Genomic DNA, 16,494 nt, shown 5'->3' with positions numbered 1-16,494 from the left:
CGGGACGGCGCCGGGCCCGGCCGTCACCAGTCGCCGCGGTGGCCGTCGAGCTCGTAGGCGGTGTGGATCAGGGGCACGTGGCTGAAGGCCTGCGGGAAGTTGCCCACCTGGCGGCCCGCCCGCGGGTCGTACTCCTCGGCGAGCAGCCCGACGTCGTTGCGCAGCGACAGCAGCCGCTCGAACAGCTCGCGCGCCTCGTCCTCGCGCCCGATCGCGAGCAGGCCGTCGGCGAGCCAGAACGAGCACGCCAGGAACGCGCCCTCCTCACCGGTCAGCCCGTCGGAGGCCCTGCCCTCGTGCGTCGGGTAGCGGCGGACGAACCCGTCGCCCGCCAGCTCGCGCCGCACGGCCTCGATCGTGCCGACGACGCGCGGGTCGCGGGCCGGCAGGAACCCGACCTGGGGTATGAGCAGCAGCGCCGCGTCGACGTCCGGCGAGCCGTAGGACTGGGTGAACGTGCCGCGGACGGCGTCGAAGCCCTTGTCGCAGATGTCGCGGTGGATGCGGTCGCGCAGGGTGCGCCAGTGGTCGACCGGCCCGGGCCGCCCGAACTCCTCGGAGATCCTGATGGCCCGGTCGAACGCCACCCAGCACATCAGCTTGGAGTGCACGAAGTGGCGGCGGCCGCCGCGGATCTCCCAGAGGCCCTCGTCCGGCTCCTCCCAGCGCCGCTCGACGTAGTCGAGCAGCGACTCCTGCATGGCCGCGATCTCCTCGGCGGGCGGCAGCCCGGCCCGGCGCGCGAGGTAGAGCGAGTTGATCACCTCGCCGGGCACGTCCATCTGGAGTTGTCCCGCCGCGGCGTTGCCCACCCGGACCGGCCGGGAGCCCTCGTAACCGGGCAGCCAGCCGACCTCCCACTCGGTGAGGCGGCGCTCGCCGGCCACCCCGTACATGATCTGGACGTCCTCGGGGCTGCCCGCGACGGCGCGCAGGAGCCACTGCCGCCAGGCGTCCGCCTCGTCGGTGAAGCCGCTGCGCAGCAGCGCGTCCAGCGTCATCGTGGCGTCGCGCAGCCAGCAGTAGCGGTAGTCCCAGTTGCGGACGCCGCCGACGGCCTCGGGCAGCGAGGTGGTGGGCGCGGCGACGATGCCGCCGGTCGGCTGGTAGGTGAGCGCCTTGAGCGTGATGAGGGAGCGGATGACCGCGTCGCGGTAGGTGCCCCGGTAGGAGAAGCGGTCCACCCAGCGCTTCCACTCGTCCTCGGTCTCCTCCAGCGCGCGCAGCGCGTCGACCGGCTGCGGCGCGGGCAGGTGGGAGGGATGCCAGGTGAGGACGAACGGGATCCGCTCCCCGGGCCGCACGGTGAACTCGGCGGTGTGCGCGAACTCCCGCCCGGACACCTTGACCGGGCTGCGGAGCCAGATGGCGTCGGGCCCGGCGATGCCGGCGAGCTGGCCGTCCGCCTGGTGCATCCACGGCACTCGATGGCCGTAGCCGAACCGCAGCCGCAGGTCGAACGCCATGGCGACCTCGCCCGACAGCCCCTCCACGATCCGCACGATGTCGGGCGCCTCGCCCCGGTGCGGCATGAAGTCGATGAGCCGCACCGAGCCCCCGGGCAGTTCCCACTCGGTCTCCAGAACGAGCGTGTCGCCCCGGTAGCGGCGGCGGGTGGCGGCCCCTCCCCCGGCCGGCGCGATCCGCCAGCGGCCGTTCTCCTCGTCCCCCAGCAGGGCGGCGAAACAGGCCTCGGAGTCGAATCGCGGCAGGCACAGCCAGTCGATGGACCCGTCGGTGCGCACCAGTGCCGCGCTCTGGCAGTCGCCGATCAGCGCGTAGTCCTCGATGCGTCCCGGCACGTCGTCTCCCCCTGTCGTTGGCGGCCCGATCACCCCGGTCCGGGCCTACCCTTGATCGACTGGGCACATGCCGCAGCCGCGACGATCACCTGCCTCCCGCGTGAAGCGTTTACCGCCACGGGGTTCCGGCGACGGCCCGAACATGCGACCTTGGCAGTAGAGGACCGCGGCGGGGCACGCGAAAACCCATTCATACCGACGCCGGAGTGTTGATAATGCGCATTCGCGACATCCTGCGGAGAAAAGGGAACGCGGTGGCCACCGTTGGGCCCGATGCCACCGTCCGGGAGCTCCTGGCCCTCCTGGCCGAGCACAACATCGGCGCGGCCGTGGTCTCGCCGGACGGCGCGACCATCGCCGGCATCGTGTCCGAACGAGACGTCGTCCGCCGCATGCACGAGCACGGCGCCCGCCTGCTCGACCGCCCCGTCTCCGAGATCATGACCGCCGACGTGCACACCTGCGCCCCGGCGGACGAGGTCAACGAGCTGCGCCAGACCATGACCGAGGGCCGTTTCCGGCACATCCCCGTCGTCGACGACGGGCGGCTGGCCGGCCTGGTGAGCATCGGCGACGTCGTCAAGAGCGCGATCGACGAGCTGGAGAGCGAACGCGAGCACCTGGTGGACTACATCCAGCGCGCCCCTTGACCCGCCCTTGATCGGTTCTGGACCGGCGCTTGCCGGTCCAGGGCCGTGACGGTCACACGTAGGCGGGCAGAGGGCGGGCGACGGGGGCGGCCTCCACCTCCCGGTAGGCGGCGGCCAGCCGCTCCACCGCCGTGCGCAGCACGTCCGGCGGCAGCACGTAGGGCAGCCGGACGCAGTCCTCGAGCACGCCGTCCGCGCCGAAGACCGGGCCGGGCACGACGCGGACGCCGTAGCGGCCCGCCGCCTCCGACAGCAGTGTGGCCACCGGTGCGCCGAGCCGCGCCCACAGCGACATGCCTCCGTCGGGCAGCGTGAACCGCCAGCCGGGCAGGTCCTCGCGCAACGCGGCGGCGAGCGCGTCCCGGCGGGCCACCAGCGTGGCCGCGCGCTCGGCGCGGACCTCGTCGACCCGCAGCAGCAGCTCGCGCACGATCAGCTGGTCGAGCACCGGGCTGGCCATGTCGACGGCCTCGCGCAGCAGCACCAGCCGGCGGGCCAGCGGGGCGGTGGCGCGGATCCAGCCGATGCGCAGGCCGCCCCACAGCAGCTTGGACGCCGACCCGATGGTGATGACCCGGCCGCCCTGGTCGAAGGCCGCCAGGGGCGCCGGCCGGGGCGCGGACAGGTCGTGCCCGAGCTCGGCGAACGTCTCGTCGGCGACCAGGAACGCGTCGGCCCGCCGGGCGGCGTCCACCAGCGCGGCCCGGTCGTCCTCCCCCATCAGCCGGCCGGTCGGGTTGTGGAAGTCGGCGACGGTGTAGGCGAGCCGCACGGCGGCCTGCCGCATGCTCCCGGCGATCAGCTCGAGGTCCCAGCCCTCGTTGACGCCGACCGGCACCAGCCGCGCCCCGCGCCGCCGCAGCGCGCCGAGCGCGTGCGGGTAGGTGGGACGCTCGACCATGACGGCGTCGCCGGTGTCGACCATCATCTGCGTCAGCAGGGTGAAGGCGTGCTGGGCGCCGGTGGTGACCACGATCTGGTCCGGCCGGGTCGGCACGCCGCGGGCCGCGTACCCGTCGGCGATCACCTCGCGCAGCTCGGCCAGCCCGGCGGGCTCGTAGCCCGGCCCGCCGCTGTAGCGGGGCAGCTCGGCCGTCGCGGCGGCGACGGCCTCCTCGAAGATCCGCGGCGCGCCCGGGGTGGCGCAGCCGAGGTCGATGAAACCGGCCCCCTCGGGCGCGTGCGCCATGCCGAACCGGCCGGCGCCGAACGGCGGTGACACCGACGGCACCTCCCGGGCCGGGGACGCGGTCATCTTGGTGGGCGGCAGCGCCGTCCAGCTCCCGGCGCCCTGCCTGCTCTCGACGAACCCCTCGTCGCGCAGCCGGTCGTAGGCCGCGGTGACGGTGGTGCGGCTCACCCCCAGGGCCCCGGCCAGGTCACGTTCGGCGGGCAGGCGCGTGCGCAGTGCCAGCCGCCCGTCGAGGACGAGCGCGCGCACCTCCCGGGCGAGCGCGGCGTAGAAGGGCCGCTCGTGCGGGACCTCGCCGAGGAGCCGGGCCAGCTGGACGCCGCTCACGTACCGGGTACTCATGCAGACCACTTTCGCATATTGGCTCTTTTGATACCAGTCCACTTGAGACCAGACTGATCACGCCGGAGCGGCCGAGGGGTCGCTCCGGTCCGCTTCCTCAGCAGGTGGCGGCCCGTGAGAAGGGATGACCGGAGAATGGCCTTGATGGTGCGCCGGCTGGTGCAGCTCTACGCCGGATTGGCTCTGTACGGGCTGGGAATCGCCCTTCAGGTGGCCTCCGGGCTCGGCAACGACCCGTGGGACGTGTTCCACCAGGGCCTGTCGCGCCGGTTCGGGTTGTCGATCGGCGCCTGGATCATCATCGCCGGGGCGCTGGTGATGCTGCTCTGGATCCCGCTGCGACAGAAGCCCGGACTGGGCACGATCAGCAACGTCGTGCTGGTGGGCGCGTTCGCCGACCTGTTCCTGTTCCTGCTGCCCGACCCCGACGCCACGGCGGTCCGGTGGGCGTTCCTGATCTCGGCGATCCTCATCGGCGGCTTCGCCACCGGCCTCTACATCGGCGCGGGCTTCGGGGCCGGCCCCCGGGACGGCCTGATGACCGGGCTGGCCGCGCGCGGCCACTCGATCCGGGTGGTCCGCACCGGGATCGAGTTCACGGTGTTCGCGACCGGGTGGCTGCTCGGCGGCACGGCGGGCATCGGCACGCTGCTGTACGCGGTCGCGATCGGGCCGCTGGCGCACGTCTTCATCCCGAGGTTGCGGGTCGCGCCCGCCGGGGAGGCCCTCCCTCAGCCCCGCCCCGTGCCGTCACCGGCCTGCCGCCCGGCGGGCGGGGCCGATCAGGGCTCGGCGGCGAGCGTCGTCAGCACCGAGCGGAAGTCGTCGGGCAGCACGAGCGTGTCGCCGTCGTAGCGGGTCTCCAGCAGGGACAGCTCGCCGTTGCGCCACCAGTAGAGGTGCGGGCTGAGCGATCCGGGGCCGTCCTCGTAGGCCTGGTGGGCCTGTCCCTGCAGCTCGCGCGCCGCGGCGACGGCGGACCGGTAGCCCGCGCGGATGCCGCCGGTGGGCGGCGGCAGGATCGGGTGGGCGATGATCAGGCTGCGGTTGGGCGCCACGACCAGCGCGCCGTAGGGCCCGATCGGCAGGTACTCCTCGAGCCAGGCCAGGTGCGTGACGGCGTAGAACGTCCAGCCGTGCAGCACCGACACCCGGACCCCGCCGAGGTCCTGCTCGTCCAGCTGGAGCGGCCCGTCGGCCCGCACGTTGGCCCGGCCCAGCATGAACAGCGCGTCGCCGGACACCGGCCAGCCGTTCATCTCCTCGGTGGTCACGGTGCGCACGGTGGTCGGGGTGTCGACCACCACGGCCTCGATGAGCCCGGGGGCGAACGGGCGCGCGGCCAGCACGCCGTTGTCGGCCTCGGCCGGGTAGATGCGTGTGCGCAGCAGGTTCTGGGCGAGCTCGAAGTCGCTCAGGTCCAGTGGCTCCTCGATCGCGGTGACGATCGTGGTGACGTGGTCGGACACCAGCGCCGGCCAGTCGTTGCGCGGCACCAGCCGGGCCAGCTGCCGCAGGTTGCGCAGGCTGACGTGGAGCCGGTTGGCCCCCTCGAGCAGCATGACGTCACCGGGGACCTGGCGGCACGTGTAGCCGAGGCTCTCCGCCACCAGGACCAGAAGCGAGTCCAGCGCGCCGTCGTCCCAGTCGCTGGGACGCGCGTGCCTGCCGCTCATCGGGCACCTCCTGCGGGAGCTTGCAGGGTCAGCGGGGTCAGCGTCCCGGCGCCGGCGTCCAGCCGGACCGGGGCGCCGAGTTCGAGCGTGAGCTGGCGGGGTCCGTGGCCGGCCGGGAGGCCGGCCAGGATCGGGACGCCGAGCGGGCCGAGCCGGGCCCTGACCACCGCGTCGGCCTCGGCCGGGTCGCCGCAGTCGGTCCAGGCGCCGAGCGCGACGCCGGCGGCGCCGTCGAACCAGCCCGCCTGGAGCAGCTGGGTCAGCATCCGGTCGATGCGGTAGGGGGCCTCGGACACCTCTTCGAGGAGGACGACGCGGCCCGTGGCGGGGGCGGGCGCGTAGGGGGTGCCGAGCGTCGCGGTGAGCAGCGAGAGGGTGCCTCCGGTGAGGTCGCCCTCGGCGGTGCCCGGCCGCAGCGCGTGGGTGCCGCGGACGGACTCCGCGGCCCCTGAGGCCCCGGCCGCCCCGCCGCCGAACCACGTCGCGCGCAGGCTCGCCAGGGACGCCTCCCGGTCGTCGCCCGCGGCCTCGGCGAGGAAGCCCGCCGGCATGGGCCCGTAGGCGGTCGTGACGCCGAACCGGGCGGCGAAGGCCTGGTGCAGCGCGGTGATGTCGCTGGATCCGTGCAGGAGCGCGGGCCCGCGCCCGCCGGCCGCCGCCTCGGCGGTCGCGCGGGCCATCAGCTCCCAGTCGAGGTGGTCGAGGACGCGGGTCGCGCCGTAGCCTCCCCGCGCGCAGATCACGGCCCGCACGCCGGGGTCGCACCAGGCGTCCTGGAGGTCGGCGGCCCGGTCGGCGTCGGTGCCCGCCAGCCGCTGCCGGTCGTCGCGCACCGGCTCGTCGCCGCCGAGGTCGACCCGGTCGAGCGCGTGCTTGCCGATCACCACGTCGAGGCCGAGATCGCGCAGTACGCCGACGCCGGCCTCCAGACGGCCGGGATCGACCGGCCCGCTGGGCGCGACCACGGCCACCCGGTCCCCGGCCCGCAGCCTGGCGAACCCCCGGGCGCCCCCGCTCATCAAGCCGATCCCTCCTCGCACCGCAACGGATAGAGCTTGTCAGGAGAAGGACGCCAGCGGAAGAGGCCGCCGGTCACGACCCGCCAACAGATCCTCACCATGAGAACACCCTCCGCCGGAGCGCACCAGCGGCATCGGGCCCCATGTGACCCGCACCACAGACTTGTACGTGGCATACGCGACAAAGGCTCACGTAATTTCCACCACAGAGGAAAGTCACGCGCCGGTCCCGCACGCGAGCCCCACGAGCCGCGGCAGGGTCGTACCGATCGGCTCGCGCAGCACCGCGTCGGCCAGGCCGTCATAGGGAGTGGGCTGGGCATTGATGATCACGAGCCGGGCGCCGTGCTCGGCGGCCTCCAGGCAGAGCCCGGCGGCGGGCTGGACGGTCAGCGACGTCCCCACCGCGACGAACAGGTCGCAGGACCGGGCGGCGCCGATCGCCGCGTCCAGGACGTCCTCCTTGAGCGCCTGCCCGAAGGAGATCGTGGCCGACTTCTGGATGCCGCCGCACTCGGGGCACAGGGGGTCCTCCTCCCCCGCGTCCACGCGGGCCAGGACCTCGGGCATGGGCGTGCGGAGCCCGCACGCCAGGCACTCGGCGTCGCGCATCGTGCCGTGGATCTCGATCACCCGCTCCGGGCCGGACCCGGCCCGCTGATGCAGCCCGTCGATGTTCTGCGTGACGATCGCCCGCAGCCGGCCCGCCCGTTCCAGGTCGACCAGGGCGGCGTGGCCGCCGTTGGGCTCGGCGTCCCAGGCCGGATGATCACGCCGTGACCGCCAGGCCCGGCGGCGCACCTCGGGGTCGGACAGGTAGGCGCCGATGGTCGACATGGCCGCGGCGGCCGGGTCCTTGGTCCAGACGCCCTGGGGTCCGCGGAAGTCGGGGATCCCGCTGTCGGTGCTGATCCCCGCTCCGGACAGTACGGTGATCGCCTGGGCCTCGGGCAGCCACTGGGCGAGCGTCTGGGGCTGGTCCATGGAGTCAAGGTTAGGACCGGAACGCCCCGTTCTGCTCCGAATATCCCACGGGCGAACGGGGATCAGGTCAGGACGGATGCGGTGCGTCGTGGTCGGCGACACCGCCGGGGAAGTGGGAAACTGGGCATTCGTATGAGGTCGACGCCGCACATTCTGGTGATCAACGGCACCAAGGTCCGCCGCCCCGTCTTCGTCCTGGGCGCCCCCCACTCCGGTGCGGACCTCGTCGCGCGCGCGATCAAACGGTCCACCGGGTTCCATCTGACCGCGGGGCGGCCCGGCGTGCTCCGCGTCACCTACGCCTTCGCCCGCCGCCCGGCGATCGCCTCCGAGCGGGGCCGGGGCGCCGCCCGGGTCCTGCGCGACGCGTACGCCGAGGCCTGGCAGATCTCGCCGCGCGGCTGCGCGGAGTGCCCGCCCGAATGCCGGGAGCTGTCGGGGCCGCGGCCCCCGGAGACGCCCGCTGAGGGGCCCGCGGAGGCGTGCGCCAGCCCGCGCGGGGTCTCCCGGTTCGCCGACGCCTCCCCCGACCTGCTCTACAGCGCCGACGTGCTGCTGGACGCGTTCCCCGACGCCCAGCTGTTGCAGGTGATCAGGGACGGCCGGGACGTGGTGGCCGACATGCTCGGCGACGAGCGCTGCCTGGCGTGGTTCCGCCCGGGGCTGGCCAACCTGGACGACGTCTTCCCCAACCCGTTCTTCGGCGTCGATGACGTGCTGGAACGTGACCGGTGGCCCACCGCCGCGATGGCGGTCCGCTGCGCGCTGCGCTGGCGCGGCTCGGTGCGGCTGAGCGCCCGGCTGCGCGCCCAGACGCCCGACGACCAGCTGATGACCGTGCGGTACGAGGACCTGGTCGCCCGCCCGGGCAAGGTCGCCGCGGCGATGTCGAACTACCTCGGCTCCCCGATCTCCAAGGTGGCGCTGTCGGGGCTGGTGCGGCCCGGCGACCGGGAGATCGACGAGCGCCGGCCCGGCGGATGGCGCGACCGGCTCACCACCCGGCAGCTGATCCAGGTGGAGAAGGTCGCCGGCCAGGAGCTGGGGCGGCTGGGCTACCAGCTCAGCGGCGCCGCATGACCGCCGTCGCCGACGCGGCGACGTCGGGCCCGCGCCAGCCCAGCGCCACGCCGGCGGCGCCGAGGCCGACCAGCAGGACGGTATAGCGGGCGGGTCCGCTCTTCGCGACCCGCACGGGGTCGATGGCGGCGTTGCCGATCATCAGTCGCACTCTGGTCTCCTCTCCGCGACCGTGTGCCCGTCACTCTCACTGTGACGGCGGCAGATGGCCACCTGGTTGCCGTCCCGGCGCGTCCAGTGGAATTCCGGCGATCCCGGCGGCCGCCAGCACCGTGAACACGATCGCCTTGCGCACGCGACCACCCCGTCGTCGACGGCTTATCTACCCGCGCGGGCGAGCCGCCATCCTCCGGAGGGTATCGATCCGCTCACTCCGCGCCGAGCGGCTCGGCGGTACGCCCGCCCTGCCCGTTCTGCCCGCTCTGGTGGGCGAACTGGGTGCGGTAGAGCTCGGCGTACAGGCCCCCGTTCAGCAGGAGTTCCTCGTGGCGGCCGCGCTCCACGATCCGGCCGTTCTCGACCACCAGGATCTGGTCGGCCTCCCGGATCGTCGACAACCGGTGGGCGATGACCAGCGAGGTCCGGCTGGCCAGGGCGGTCTGGAGCGCCCGCTGGACGGCGGCCTCGGACTCGGAGTCCAGATGCGCGGTGGCCTCGTCCAGCACGACGACCGACGGCGACTTCAGCAGCAGCCGGGCGATCGCCAGCCGCTGCTTCTCCCCGCCGGAGAGCCGGTAGCCGCGGTCGCCCACGACCGTGTCGAGCCCGTCGGGCATGTCGGCCACCAGGTCGCCGATGTGGGCCGCCCGCAGCGCCGCCAGGATCTCCTCGTCGGTGGCGTCGGGGCGGGCGTAGCGCAGGTTCTCGCGGATCGAGTCGTGGAACAGGTGGGCGTCCTGGCTCACCACGCCGACCTGGGCGCGCAACGACTCCAGCGTCACGTCCCGGACGTCGCTGCCGCCGACGCGCACCACGCCGCCGTCGACGTCGTAGAGCCGCGGGACCAGGTGGGTGATCGTCGACTTGCCCGCCCCGGACGGTCCCACGAGCGCCACCAGCTCGCCCGGCTCGGCGGTGAACGTCACGCCGTGCAGGACCGGCCGGGCCGGCGCGCTGTCGGTGCGCGCGATCGACTCCAGCGACGCCAGCGAGATCTCGTCGGCGGCCGGGTAGCGGAAGTCCACGGCGTCGAACTCGATCGCCGGGGCCGGGGGCCGCCCGGGGCCGCCCTCGCGCCCGTCCTCACGCTCGTGCTCACGCTCGTGCTCCGTGCGCAGCGCCACCGCGTCCTTGCGGTCGCGGATGAGCGGCTTGAGGTCGAGCACCTCGAACACGCGGTCGAAGCTGACCAGCGCGGTCATCACGTCGACGTGGACGTTGGACAGCGCGGTCAGCGGCCCGTACATGCGGGTCAGCAGGGTCGCCAGGGCGACCAGCGTGCCCAGCTGGAACGAGCCGTCGGCCACCAGGACGCCGCCCACGCCGTAGACCATGGCCGTGGCCAGGGCCGCGACGAGGGTGAGCGCGGTGAAGAACACCCGCCCGTACATGGCGGCGACCACGCCGATGTCGCGGACGCGGGCGGCGCGGGCCGAGAAGTTGTCCTCCTCCTCGCGCGGCCGCCCGTAGAGCTTGGCGAGCATCGCGCCGGCCACGTTGAAGCGCTCGGTCATCAGCGAGCTCATCTCGGCGTCCAGCTGCATCTGCTCGCGGCTGATGCGCTGCAGCCGCTTGCCCACCCACTTGGCCGGGAAGATGAAGATCGGCAACAGCAGCAGCGCGATCAGCGTGACCTGCCAGGACAGGATCAGCATGGTGATCAGCACCAGGACCACGCTGATCACGTTGGAGACCACCGACGACAAGGTGGTGGTGAGGGCGCGCTGGGCGCCGATCACGTCGTTGTTGAGCCGGCTGACCAGCGAGCCGGTCTGGGCCCGCATGAAGAACGCGACCGGCTGCCGCTGCACGTGGCCGAAGACCTGGGTGCGCAGATCGTAGATCAGCCCCTCCCCGACCCGCGCCGAGTACCAGCGCTGCGCGAGCCCGAGGACCGCCTCGACCAGGGCCAGCGCGGCGACCGCGACGGCCAGCCAGATCACCAGGTCCTGCCGGCCGGGCACGATGCCGTGGTCGATGATCGTCTTGAGCAGCAGCGGGTTGGCCACCACGATCACCGCGGCCAGCGAGTTCAGCAGCAGGAACAGCACCAGCTCGCGGACGTAGGGGCGGGCGTATCCGGCGATGCGCCGCACCGTGCCGGGCTTGAGCTTCTGCTGGGTGACCGAGCCGTCCCGGCGGTACGACGCCATCACCTGCCAGCCGTTGCCCGGCATACCCGGCATCGACAATTGCGGCCTCCGAAGATCTCACCGTGCGCCGGTTCCCGCGCGCTTCGCGCACGCCGTACGCAGACGTAATCAAGTAAGCATCTCAATTTCCGCCGACGACAACACCTCGGGGCCCGAGGCGCTTCCCGGCTCAGCTGTCGGCGAAAAGTCCGGCACCGGCCGGACCCCTGGCCACCTCTGGTTGATCTTGTGGACTTTGTAGCCGTTCGGTAGTAGATGTGAGCCACCCAGAGAAGGCTCACCTCCCCGTCAGGAGCCCCCCTTGACCCGAAGACTGACGCGTGGCGGCGCCGGCGTGATCACCCTCACGGCCGCGCTCCTCGCCACGACCGCACTCCCGGCAGGAGCGACCGCACCCGGCGCGCCGGCCCGCCCGCAGATCGAGGTGGAGAACGGCGCGACCCGGCCGGTCTTCTCCCGGGCCGACGCGGTCACCCAGACGGTGAGCATCGAGACCACCGTCGACAGCGACCGCGACGGTGTCCGCGACCGCGTCCAGATGCGCATCATGCGGCCCAAGGAGACGAACGAGGGCCTCAAGGTCGCCACGATCGTCGAGGCCAGCCCCTACTGGGCGGGCACCCACGACGACGTGCCCATGCACCCGGTCGACATCGACGGCCCGCAGGCCAGGGCGCTCAAGGCCGCCCCGCGCAACCTCGCCGAGATCTTCCCCGGCTACCTCGACAACTACTACATCCCGCGCGGGTACGCCGTCGCCCACCTCGACAGCATCGGCACCGGCGGCTCCACCGGCTGCCCGACCTCGGGCGACCGCCAGGAGGCCGCAGGGGCCAAGGCCGCCGTCGACTGGCTGAACGGCCGCGCCAAGGGCTGGGCGGCCGACGGCGGCGAGGTCAAGGCCGGCTGGTCCACCGGCGACGTCGGCATGATCGGGCAGTCGTACAACGGCACGCTGCCCAACATGGCCGCGGCCAGCGGCGTGGTCGGGCTCAAGGCGATCGTGCCGGTCGCGGCCATCTCCAGCTGGTACGACTACTACCGCGCCAACGGCGGCGTGCTGGCCCCCGGCGGGTTCCAGGGCGAGGACCTGGACGTCCTGGCCAAGGTCGTGCTGACGCGGCAGAACCCCGAGGTCTGCAAGCAGGTCATCGACGAGCTCACCGCGACGCAGGACCGCGAGACCGGCGATTACAGCAAGGTCTGGGCCGACCGCGACTACATCGGCGACGCCCGCAAGGTGCGCGCCGCCGTCATGGTCGTGCACGGCCTGAACGACTGGAACGTCAAGGTCAAGAACTCGGTCCAGTGGTGGAACGCCCTCAAGGAGACCGGCGTGCCGCGCAAGCTCTGGCTGCACCAGGCCAGCCACGCCACCCCGTTCCGGTGGCGGCTCGAGGAGTGGCTGCGCCAGACCGGCGCCTGGTTCGACCGGTTCCTCTACAACATCGACAACGGCATCACCAAGGAGCCGCGCGTCGACATCGAGCGGGCCCCCGGGCAGTGGGAGACCGCGCGCGACTGGCCCGTGCCCGGCACCCGCACCGTCCCGCTGAGCCTGAACGCGGGACCGGCCGGGCAGCCCGGCACGCTGTCGCTTCTGCCGCGCCGCGGCCCCGAGCAGTCGCTGGTGGACGCGGGCCGCACCCGCACCGCCGAGCAGCTGGTGGTGAACGAGGACCAGGCCGACCCCAACCGGCTGGCGTTCCTCACCCCGGCGCTCAAGGAGCCGGTGCGGGTGAACGGCATCCCCAAGGCGTCGTTCCGCGCCTCGCTCGCCGGGCGCTCGCCGTACCTGACGGCACTGCTGGTCGACTACGGCACCGACACCAGGCCGACCGGCGCGCGGATCGACACCGGCGAGCGGGTCTGCTTCGGGCAGGGCGTGCCGGGTGACGACGGCTGCACCACCCGGCAGGCGCACCGCGTCGAGACCGCCCCGTACAAGATCGTGACGCGGGGCTGGCTGGACGCGCGCAACCGGCACAGCCCGAGCCGCACCGAGCCGATCAAGCCCGGCAGGGCGTACGACTTCCGGTGGGACTTCGAGCCGACCGACTACGTCTTCAAGCCCGGCCACCGGCTCGGGATCATCGTCCTGTCCACCGACTACGACTACACGCTCCGCTACCCGGCGGGGACCACGCTCGCCCTGCAGCCGGGGACGAGCAAGGTGCTGCTGCCGGTGGCGGGCGCCGGCCGCTCGGCCCTGAAGTAGCCGTACGCACGCGCGAAGGCCCGGATCCCCATGGAGGGGGTCCGGGCCTTCGAACGTGTCGGCGCGAGCCGGGCCGGGCGTTCCCTGAGGGCCTCAGGGGCGCGGGCTCAGGCGTTCTGGGCTCCGAAGAGCTCGCGCAGGCGGCCGATCTGCTCGCGGCGCTCGGCCGCGCACTGCTCCTCGAGCGTGTTGGTCGGGGCCTCCAGGATCAGCCGCTTGGTGGCCACCGCGGCACCCGGGTTGATCGCCAGCAGCGCGGTGGTGAGCTCGCCGACCGTCTTGTCGAGGGCGTCGCGGGGCACCACGTGCTCCGCCAGGCCCAGCCGGGCCGCCTCGTCGGCGAGGACCGTGCGGGCGGTCAGGCACAACTCCAGCGCCCGGTTGACGCCCACGATCTCGACCAGCGGCTTGGTGCCGGTCACGTCGGGCACGAGCCCGAGCGCGGGCTCCTTCATGCAGAACTTGGTGTCATCGGCGATCACGCGGATGTCGCAGGCGAGCGCGAGCTGGAACCCGCCGCCGATGGCGTGGCCGTGCACGGCCGCGATGGAGACGATCTCGGGCCGGCGCAGCCAGGTGTAGCCCGCCTGGAGCCCGGCGATGAACGCGTCGGTGGCCTCGGCGTCCGCGCCGTCGGGGAAGGCGTCGCCCGCCTGGGCGCCGCCGGAGAACATGCCCAGGTCGATGCCCGCCGAGAACGAGGGGCCCTCACCGCGCACCACGACCACGCGGACTCCGGCCGGCAGGGACTCGCCGATCGAGGCGAGCCCCCGCCAGGTGGCGAATGTCATGGCGTTGCGGCGCTCGGGCCGGTCGAGCGTGATCGTCGCGATCGCGCCGTCCACCTCGAACCGCAGCCCCGCCTCGGCCAGTAGGGCCTCGCTCGGGCCGGTGGCCGGATCCGGCCGCGGTTCCTCCACCCTCGCGTCCGCCATGACATCCCCTTCCCGCGTGACGTAGGTCGTTGGCTCGGGCATAAGTCACCTGACTCATGCCCCCGCCGGCGTCATGCGGTACCGGCACCGCCGGTGACGTGCCGGCCACCCGATCCCGCCGCCGCGACCGAACCTTACTCGGTCGGTCGCGGCGACGGGTCAGGCGGTGTGCTCATCCGGGGGTCGACGTCCGTTCAGGACTTCTTGCCACGGGTGGCGCCACCGCGTCCCCGCAGGTTGACGCCGGATTCGGTCAGAATCCGGTGGATGAACCCGTACGAGCGGCCGGTGGCGGCTGCCAGGGCGCGGATGCTCTCGCCGGAGTCGTACCTCTTCTTGAGCTCCGCCGCCAGCTTGTCGCGCTCGGCACCGGTCACGCGGGTGCCCTTCTTAAGGGTCTCGGCCACGAGTACCTCCCGTAGTGATGTGGTGACCGCTGCGTTATCCCCCGCCATGATCAGTCATTCCCGCCAGTTCGGCTACCCACTCCGCCAGAAAAGATCTGCGATAGCTGCCGCGCAGGTCACGCAAGTGCCACCAGATCGGCAAACTCGTCACTCCAGATGTCTTCGACACCATCGGGCAGCAAAATCACTCTTTCCGGTCGGAGCGCCTGCACCGCACCCTCGTCGTGGGTCACCATGACGATGGCGCCGGCGAAGGTGCGCAGCGCCCCGAGGATCTCCTCGCGGCTCGCCGGATCGAGGTTGTTGGTGGGCTCGTCGAGCAGGAGCACGTTCGCGCTCGACACCACGAGCATCGCCAGCGCGAGCCGGGTCTTCTCCCCGCCGGACAGCACCCCGGCCGGCTTGTCGACGTCGTCTCCGGAGAACAGGAACGATCCGAGGATCTTGCGCACCTCGACCGGGGCCAGGCCGGGCGCGGAGGACTGCATGTTCTCCAGGACGGACCGGTCGACGTCCAGGGTCTCGTGCTCCTGGGCGTAGTAGCCGATCCGGAGCCCGTGCCCCGGGACGACCTGGCCGGTGTCGGGCTTGTCGACGCCCGCCATCAGGCGCAGCAGGGTCGTCTTGCCCGCGCCGTTGAGGCCGAGGATCACCACGCGGCTGCCGCGGTCGACGGCGAGGTCCACATCGGTGAAGATCTCCAAAGATCCGTACGATTTCGACAAACCCTCCGCGGTCAGCGGGGTCTTGCCGCAGGGCGCCGGCTCGGGGAAACGGATCTTGGCGACCTTGTCGGCCTGCCGCTCCCCCTCGGCGCCGGCCAGGAGCTGGCGGGCCCGCCGGTCCATCTGCTGCGCGGCCTTGGCCTTGGTGGCCTTGGCGCGCATCTTGTCGGCCTGGGCGAGGAGCGTGGCGGCCTGCCGCTGGGCGTTGGCGGTCTCCCGCTTGCGGCGCCGCTCGTCGGTCTCGCGCTGCTCCAGGTACTTCTTCCAGCCGACGTTGTAGATGTCGATGACGCTGCGGTTGGCGTCGAGGTGGAAGACCCGGTTGACGACCGCGTCGAGGAGCTCGACGTCGTGGCTGATGACCACCAGGCCGCCCTGGTGGGACTTCAGGAAGTCGCGCAGCCAGACGATGGAGTCGGCGTCGAGGTGGTTGGTGGGCTCGTCCAGCAGCAGCGCGTCGGCGTCGGAGAACAGGATCCGGGCCAGCTCGACCCGGCGCCGCTGGCCGCCCGAGAGCGTGCCGAGCGGCTGGGTCATCACCCGGTCGGGCAGGCCCAGGCTGGACGCGATGGAGGCCGCCTCGGACTCCGCCGAGTAGCCGCCGAGGATGTGCAGCCGCTCCTCGAGCCGCCCGTACCTGCGGACCGCCTTGTCACGGTCGGCGCCGGTCGCGGTGGCCATCTGGTCCTCGGCGATCCGCAGCTTGCGGATGACCTCGTCCAGCCCGCGCGCGGACAGGATCCGGTCGCGCGCCAGCTCGTCGAGGTCGACGCCGCGCGGGTCCTGCGGGAGGTAGCCGAGCGTGCCGGACCGGGTCACCGTGCCCTGGGCCGGCTGCGCGTCGCCCGCCAGCACCTTGGTGAGGGTGGTCTTACCCGCGCCGTTGCGGCCCACGAAGCCCACCCGGTCGCCGGGGTTGACCCGGAAGGTGGCGCCTTCGATCAGCAGCCGGGATCCGGCGCGCAGCTCGATGTCGTTCGCAATGATCACTGTGGACAGGGCTCCCCTGACGGAAAAAGGCTCGGGCGGCTGGCAGAGCGGCGGACGCGTGGAACAGGCGGACGCGCGAACGCGCGCCGGCGGTGCCTGGACCGCGACGCGCGTTGTGGGGACCTGTCAGCTCGGGAGCGAAACCATCCGCACAGTGTACGT

14 protein-coding genes are annotated in these 16,494 nt (G+C 72.8%); 4 read left to right on the top strand and 10 right to left on the bottom strand.

The window, feature by feature from the left end; all coding sequences use genetic code 11:
- Positions 1-23 precede the first annotated feature (23 nt).
- The gene (locus ABZ810_RS24705) at positions 24-1,802 is read right to left on the bottom strand and encodes a glycoside hydrolase family 15 protein (protein ID WP_358406871.1); all 1,779 of its coding nucleotides are present in this window, start codon (positions 1,800-1,802) and stop codon (positions 24-26) included.
- Between the two features lie 215 nt (positions 1,803-2,017).
- Between ABZ810_RS24705 and ABZ810_RS24700 the strand changes: the two genes are divergently transcribed.
- Positions 2,018-2,452: a CBS domain-containing protein gene (locus tag ABZ810_RS24700; protein WP_358406869.1), complete on the top strand. Its 435-nt coding sequence runs from the start codon at positions 2,018-2,020 to the stop codon at positions 2,450-2,452.
- A 52-nt stretch (positions 2,453-2,504) separates the two neighbouring features.
- Here the strand turns inward: ABZ810_RS24700 and ABZ810_RS24695 are convergent, their stop codons facing one another.
- Positions 2,505-3,986: a PLP-dependent aminotransferase family protein gene (locus ABZ810_RS24695; RefSeq protein ID WP_358406867.1), complete on the bottom strand. Its 1,482-nt coding sequence runs from the start codon at positions 3,984-3,986 to the stop codon at positions 2,505-2,507.
- Positions 3,987-4,121: 135 nt separating this feature from the next.
- Between ABZ810_RS24695 and ABZ810_RS24690 the strand changes: the two genes are divergently transcribed.
- The gene (locus ABZ810_RS24690) at positions 4,122-4,841 is read left to right on the top strand and encodes a hypothetical protein (RefSeq protein WP_358406864.1); all 720 of its coding nucleotides are present in this window, start codon (positions 4,122-4,124) and stop codon (positions 4,839-4,841) included.
- On the opposite strand, the gene ABZ810_RS24685 is transcribed toward ABZ810_RS24690, so the two are convergent.
- From ABZ810_RS24685 to ABZ810_RS24675, 3 genes are all read right to left on the bottom strand, one after another.
- Positions 4,769-5,662, bottom strand: a complete 894-nt coding sequence (locus tag ABZ810_RS24685) for a hypothetical protein (RefSeq protein WP_358406863.1) — start codon at positions 5,660-5,662, stop codon at positions 4,769-4,771. The genes ABZ810_RS24690 and ABZ810_RS24685 overlap by 73 nt on opposite strands.
- A complete protein-coding gene (locus ABZ810_RS24680) occupies positions 5,659-6,681 on the bottom strand; it encodes an LD-carboxypeptidase (protein ID WP_358406860.1) in 1,023 nt (340 codons plus the stop codon). Before ABZ810_RS24680 ends, ABZ810_RS24685 begins: the two co-directional genes overlap by 4 nt.
- Before the next feature lie 216 nt (positions 6,682-6,897).
- Positions 6,898-7,665, bottom strand: a complete 768-nt coding sequence (locus ABZ810_RS24675; RefSeq protein WP_358406857.1) for an NAD-dependent deacylase — start codon at positions 7,663-7,665, stop codon at positions 6,898-6,900.
- A gap of 132 nt (positions 7,666-7,797) precedes the next feature.
- On the opposite strand from ABZ810_RS24675, the gene ABZ810_RS24670 reads away from it, so the two are divergent.
- Entirely contained in the window at positions 7,798-8,745 is a 948-nt protein-coding gene (locus tag ABZ810_RS24670; RefSeq protein WP_358406854.1) for a sulfotransferase, read from the top strand.
- Here the strand turns inward: ABZ810_RS24670 and ABZ810_RS24665 are convergent.
- Positions 8,729-8,896 (bottom strand): hypothetical protein, encoded by a 168-nt coding sequence (locus ABZ810_RS24665; protein WP_358406851.1) that lies wholly within the window; start codon positions 8,894-8,896, stop codon positions 8,729-8,731. The two genes, ABZ810_RS24670 and ABZ810_RS24665, sit on opposite strands and share 17 nt — an antisense overlap.
- A 217-nt stretch (positions 8,897-9,113) precedes the next feature.
- A complete protein-coding gene (locus tag ABZ810_RS24660; protein WP_358407070.1) occupies positions 9,114-11,090 on the bottom strand; it encodes an ABC transporter ATP-binding protein in 1,977 nt (658 codons plus the stop codon).
- A gap of 268 nt (positions 11,091-11,358) precedes the next feature.
- On the opposite strand from ABZ810_RS24660, the gene ABZ810_RS24655 reads away from it, so the two are divergent.
- Complete coding sequence (locus ABZ810_RS24655) at positions 11,359-13,275, top strand: Xaa-Pro dipeptidyl-peptidase (RefSeq protein ID WP_358406849.1); 1,917 nt, start codon at positions 11,359-11,361, stop codon at positions 13,273-13,275.
- A gap of 107 nt (positions 13,276-13,382) precedes the next feature.
- Here the strand turns inward: ABZ810_RS24655 and ABZ810_RS24650 are convergent, their stop codons facing one another.
- From ABZ810_RS24650 to ABZ810_RS24640, 3 genes are all read right to left on the bottom strand, one after another.
- Complete coding sequence (locus ABZ810_RS24650; RefSeq protein WP_358406847.1) at positions 13,383-14,210, bottom strand: enoyl-CoA hydratase/isomerase family protein; 828 nt, start codon at positions 14,208-14,210, stop codon at positions 13,383-13,385.
- A 194-nt stretch (positions 14,211-14,404) separates the two neighbouring features.
- Positions 14,405-14,617 (bottom strand): helix-turn-helix domain-containing protein, encoded by a 213-nt coding sequence (locus ABZ810_RS24645; protein WP_012852589.1) that lies wholly within the window; start codon positions 14,615-14,617, stop codon positions 14,405-14,407.
- A 116-nt stretch (positions 14,618-14,733) separates the two neighbouring features.
- Positions 14,734-16,332 (bottom strand): ABC-F family ATP-binding cassette domain-containing protein, encoded by a 1,599-nt coding sequence (locus ABZ810_RS24640; RefSeq protein ID WP_358406843.1) that lies wholly within the window; start codon positions 16,330-16,332, stop codon positions 14,734-14,736.
- Positions 16,333-16,494 lie beyond the last annotated feature (162 nt).

This window comes from Spirillospora sp. NPDC047279 (assembly GCF_040643285.1).
Classification (GTDB): Bacteria; Actinomycetota; Actinomycetes; order Streptosporangiales; family Streptosporangiaceae; genus Spirillospora.
This window is presented reverse-complemented; position numbering and strand designations above follow the sequence as displayed.

Bases quoted from the DNA above. Each gene is read 5' to 3' on its own strand.
- ABZ810_RS24700 (WP_358406869.1), top strand. From the start codon at position 2,018: ATGCGCATTCGCGACATCCTGCGGAGAAAAGGGAACGCGGTGGCCACC.
- ABZ810_RS24695 (WP_358406867.1), bottom strand. From the start codon at position 3,986: ATGAGTACCCGGTACGTGAGCGGCGTCCAGCTGGCCCGGCTCCTCGGC.
- ABZ810_RS24690 (WP_358406864.1), top strand. From the start codon at position 4,122: ATGGCCTTGATGGTGCGCCGGCTGGTGCAGCTCTACGCCGGATTGGCT.
- ABZ810_RS24685 (WP_358406863.1), bottom strand. From the start codon at position 5,662: ATGAGCGGCAGGCACGCGCGTCCCAGCGACTGGGACGACGGCGCGCTG.
- ABZ810_RS24680 (WP_358406860.1), bottom strand. From the start codon at position 6,681: ATGAGCGGGGGCGCCCGGGGGTTCGCCAGGCTGCGGGCCGGGGACCGG.
- ABZ810_RS24675 (WP_358406857.1), bottom strand. From the start codon at position 7,665: ATGGACCAGCCCCAGACGCTCGCCCAGTGGCTGCCCGAGGCCCAGGCG.
- ABZ810_RS24670 (WP_358406854.1), top strand. From the start codon at position 7,798: ATGAGGTCGACGCCGCACATTCTGGTGATCAACGGCACCAAGGTCCGC.
- ABZ810_RS24660 (WP_358407070.1), bottom strand. From the start codon at position 11,090: ATGCCGGGTATGCCGGGCAACGGCTGGCAGGTGATGGCGTCGTACCGC.
- ABZ810_RS24650 (WP_358406847.1), bottom strand. From the start codon at position 14,210: ATGGCGGACGCGAGGGTGGAGGAACCGCGGCCGGATCCGGCCACCGGC.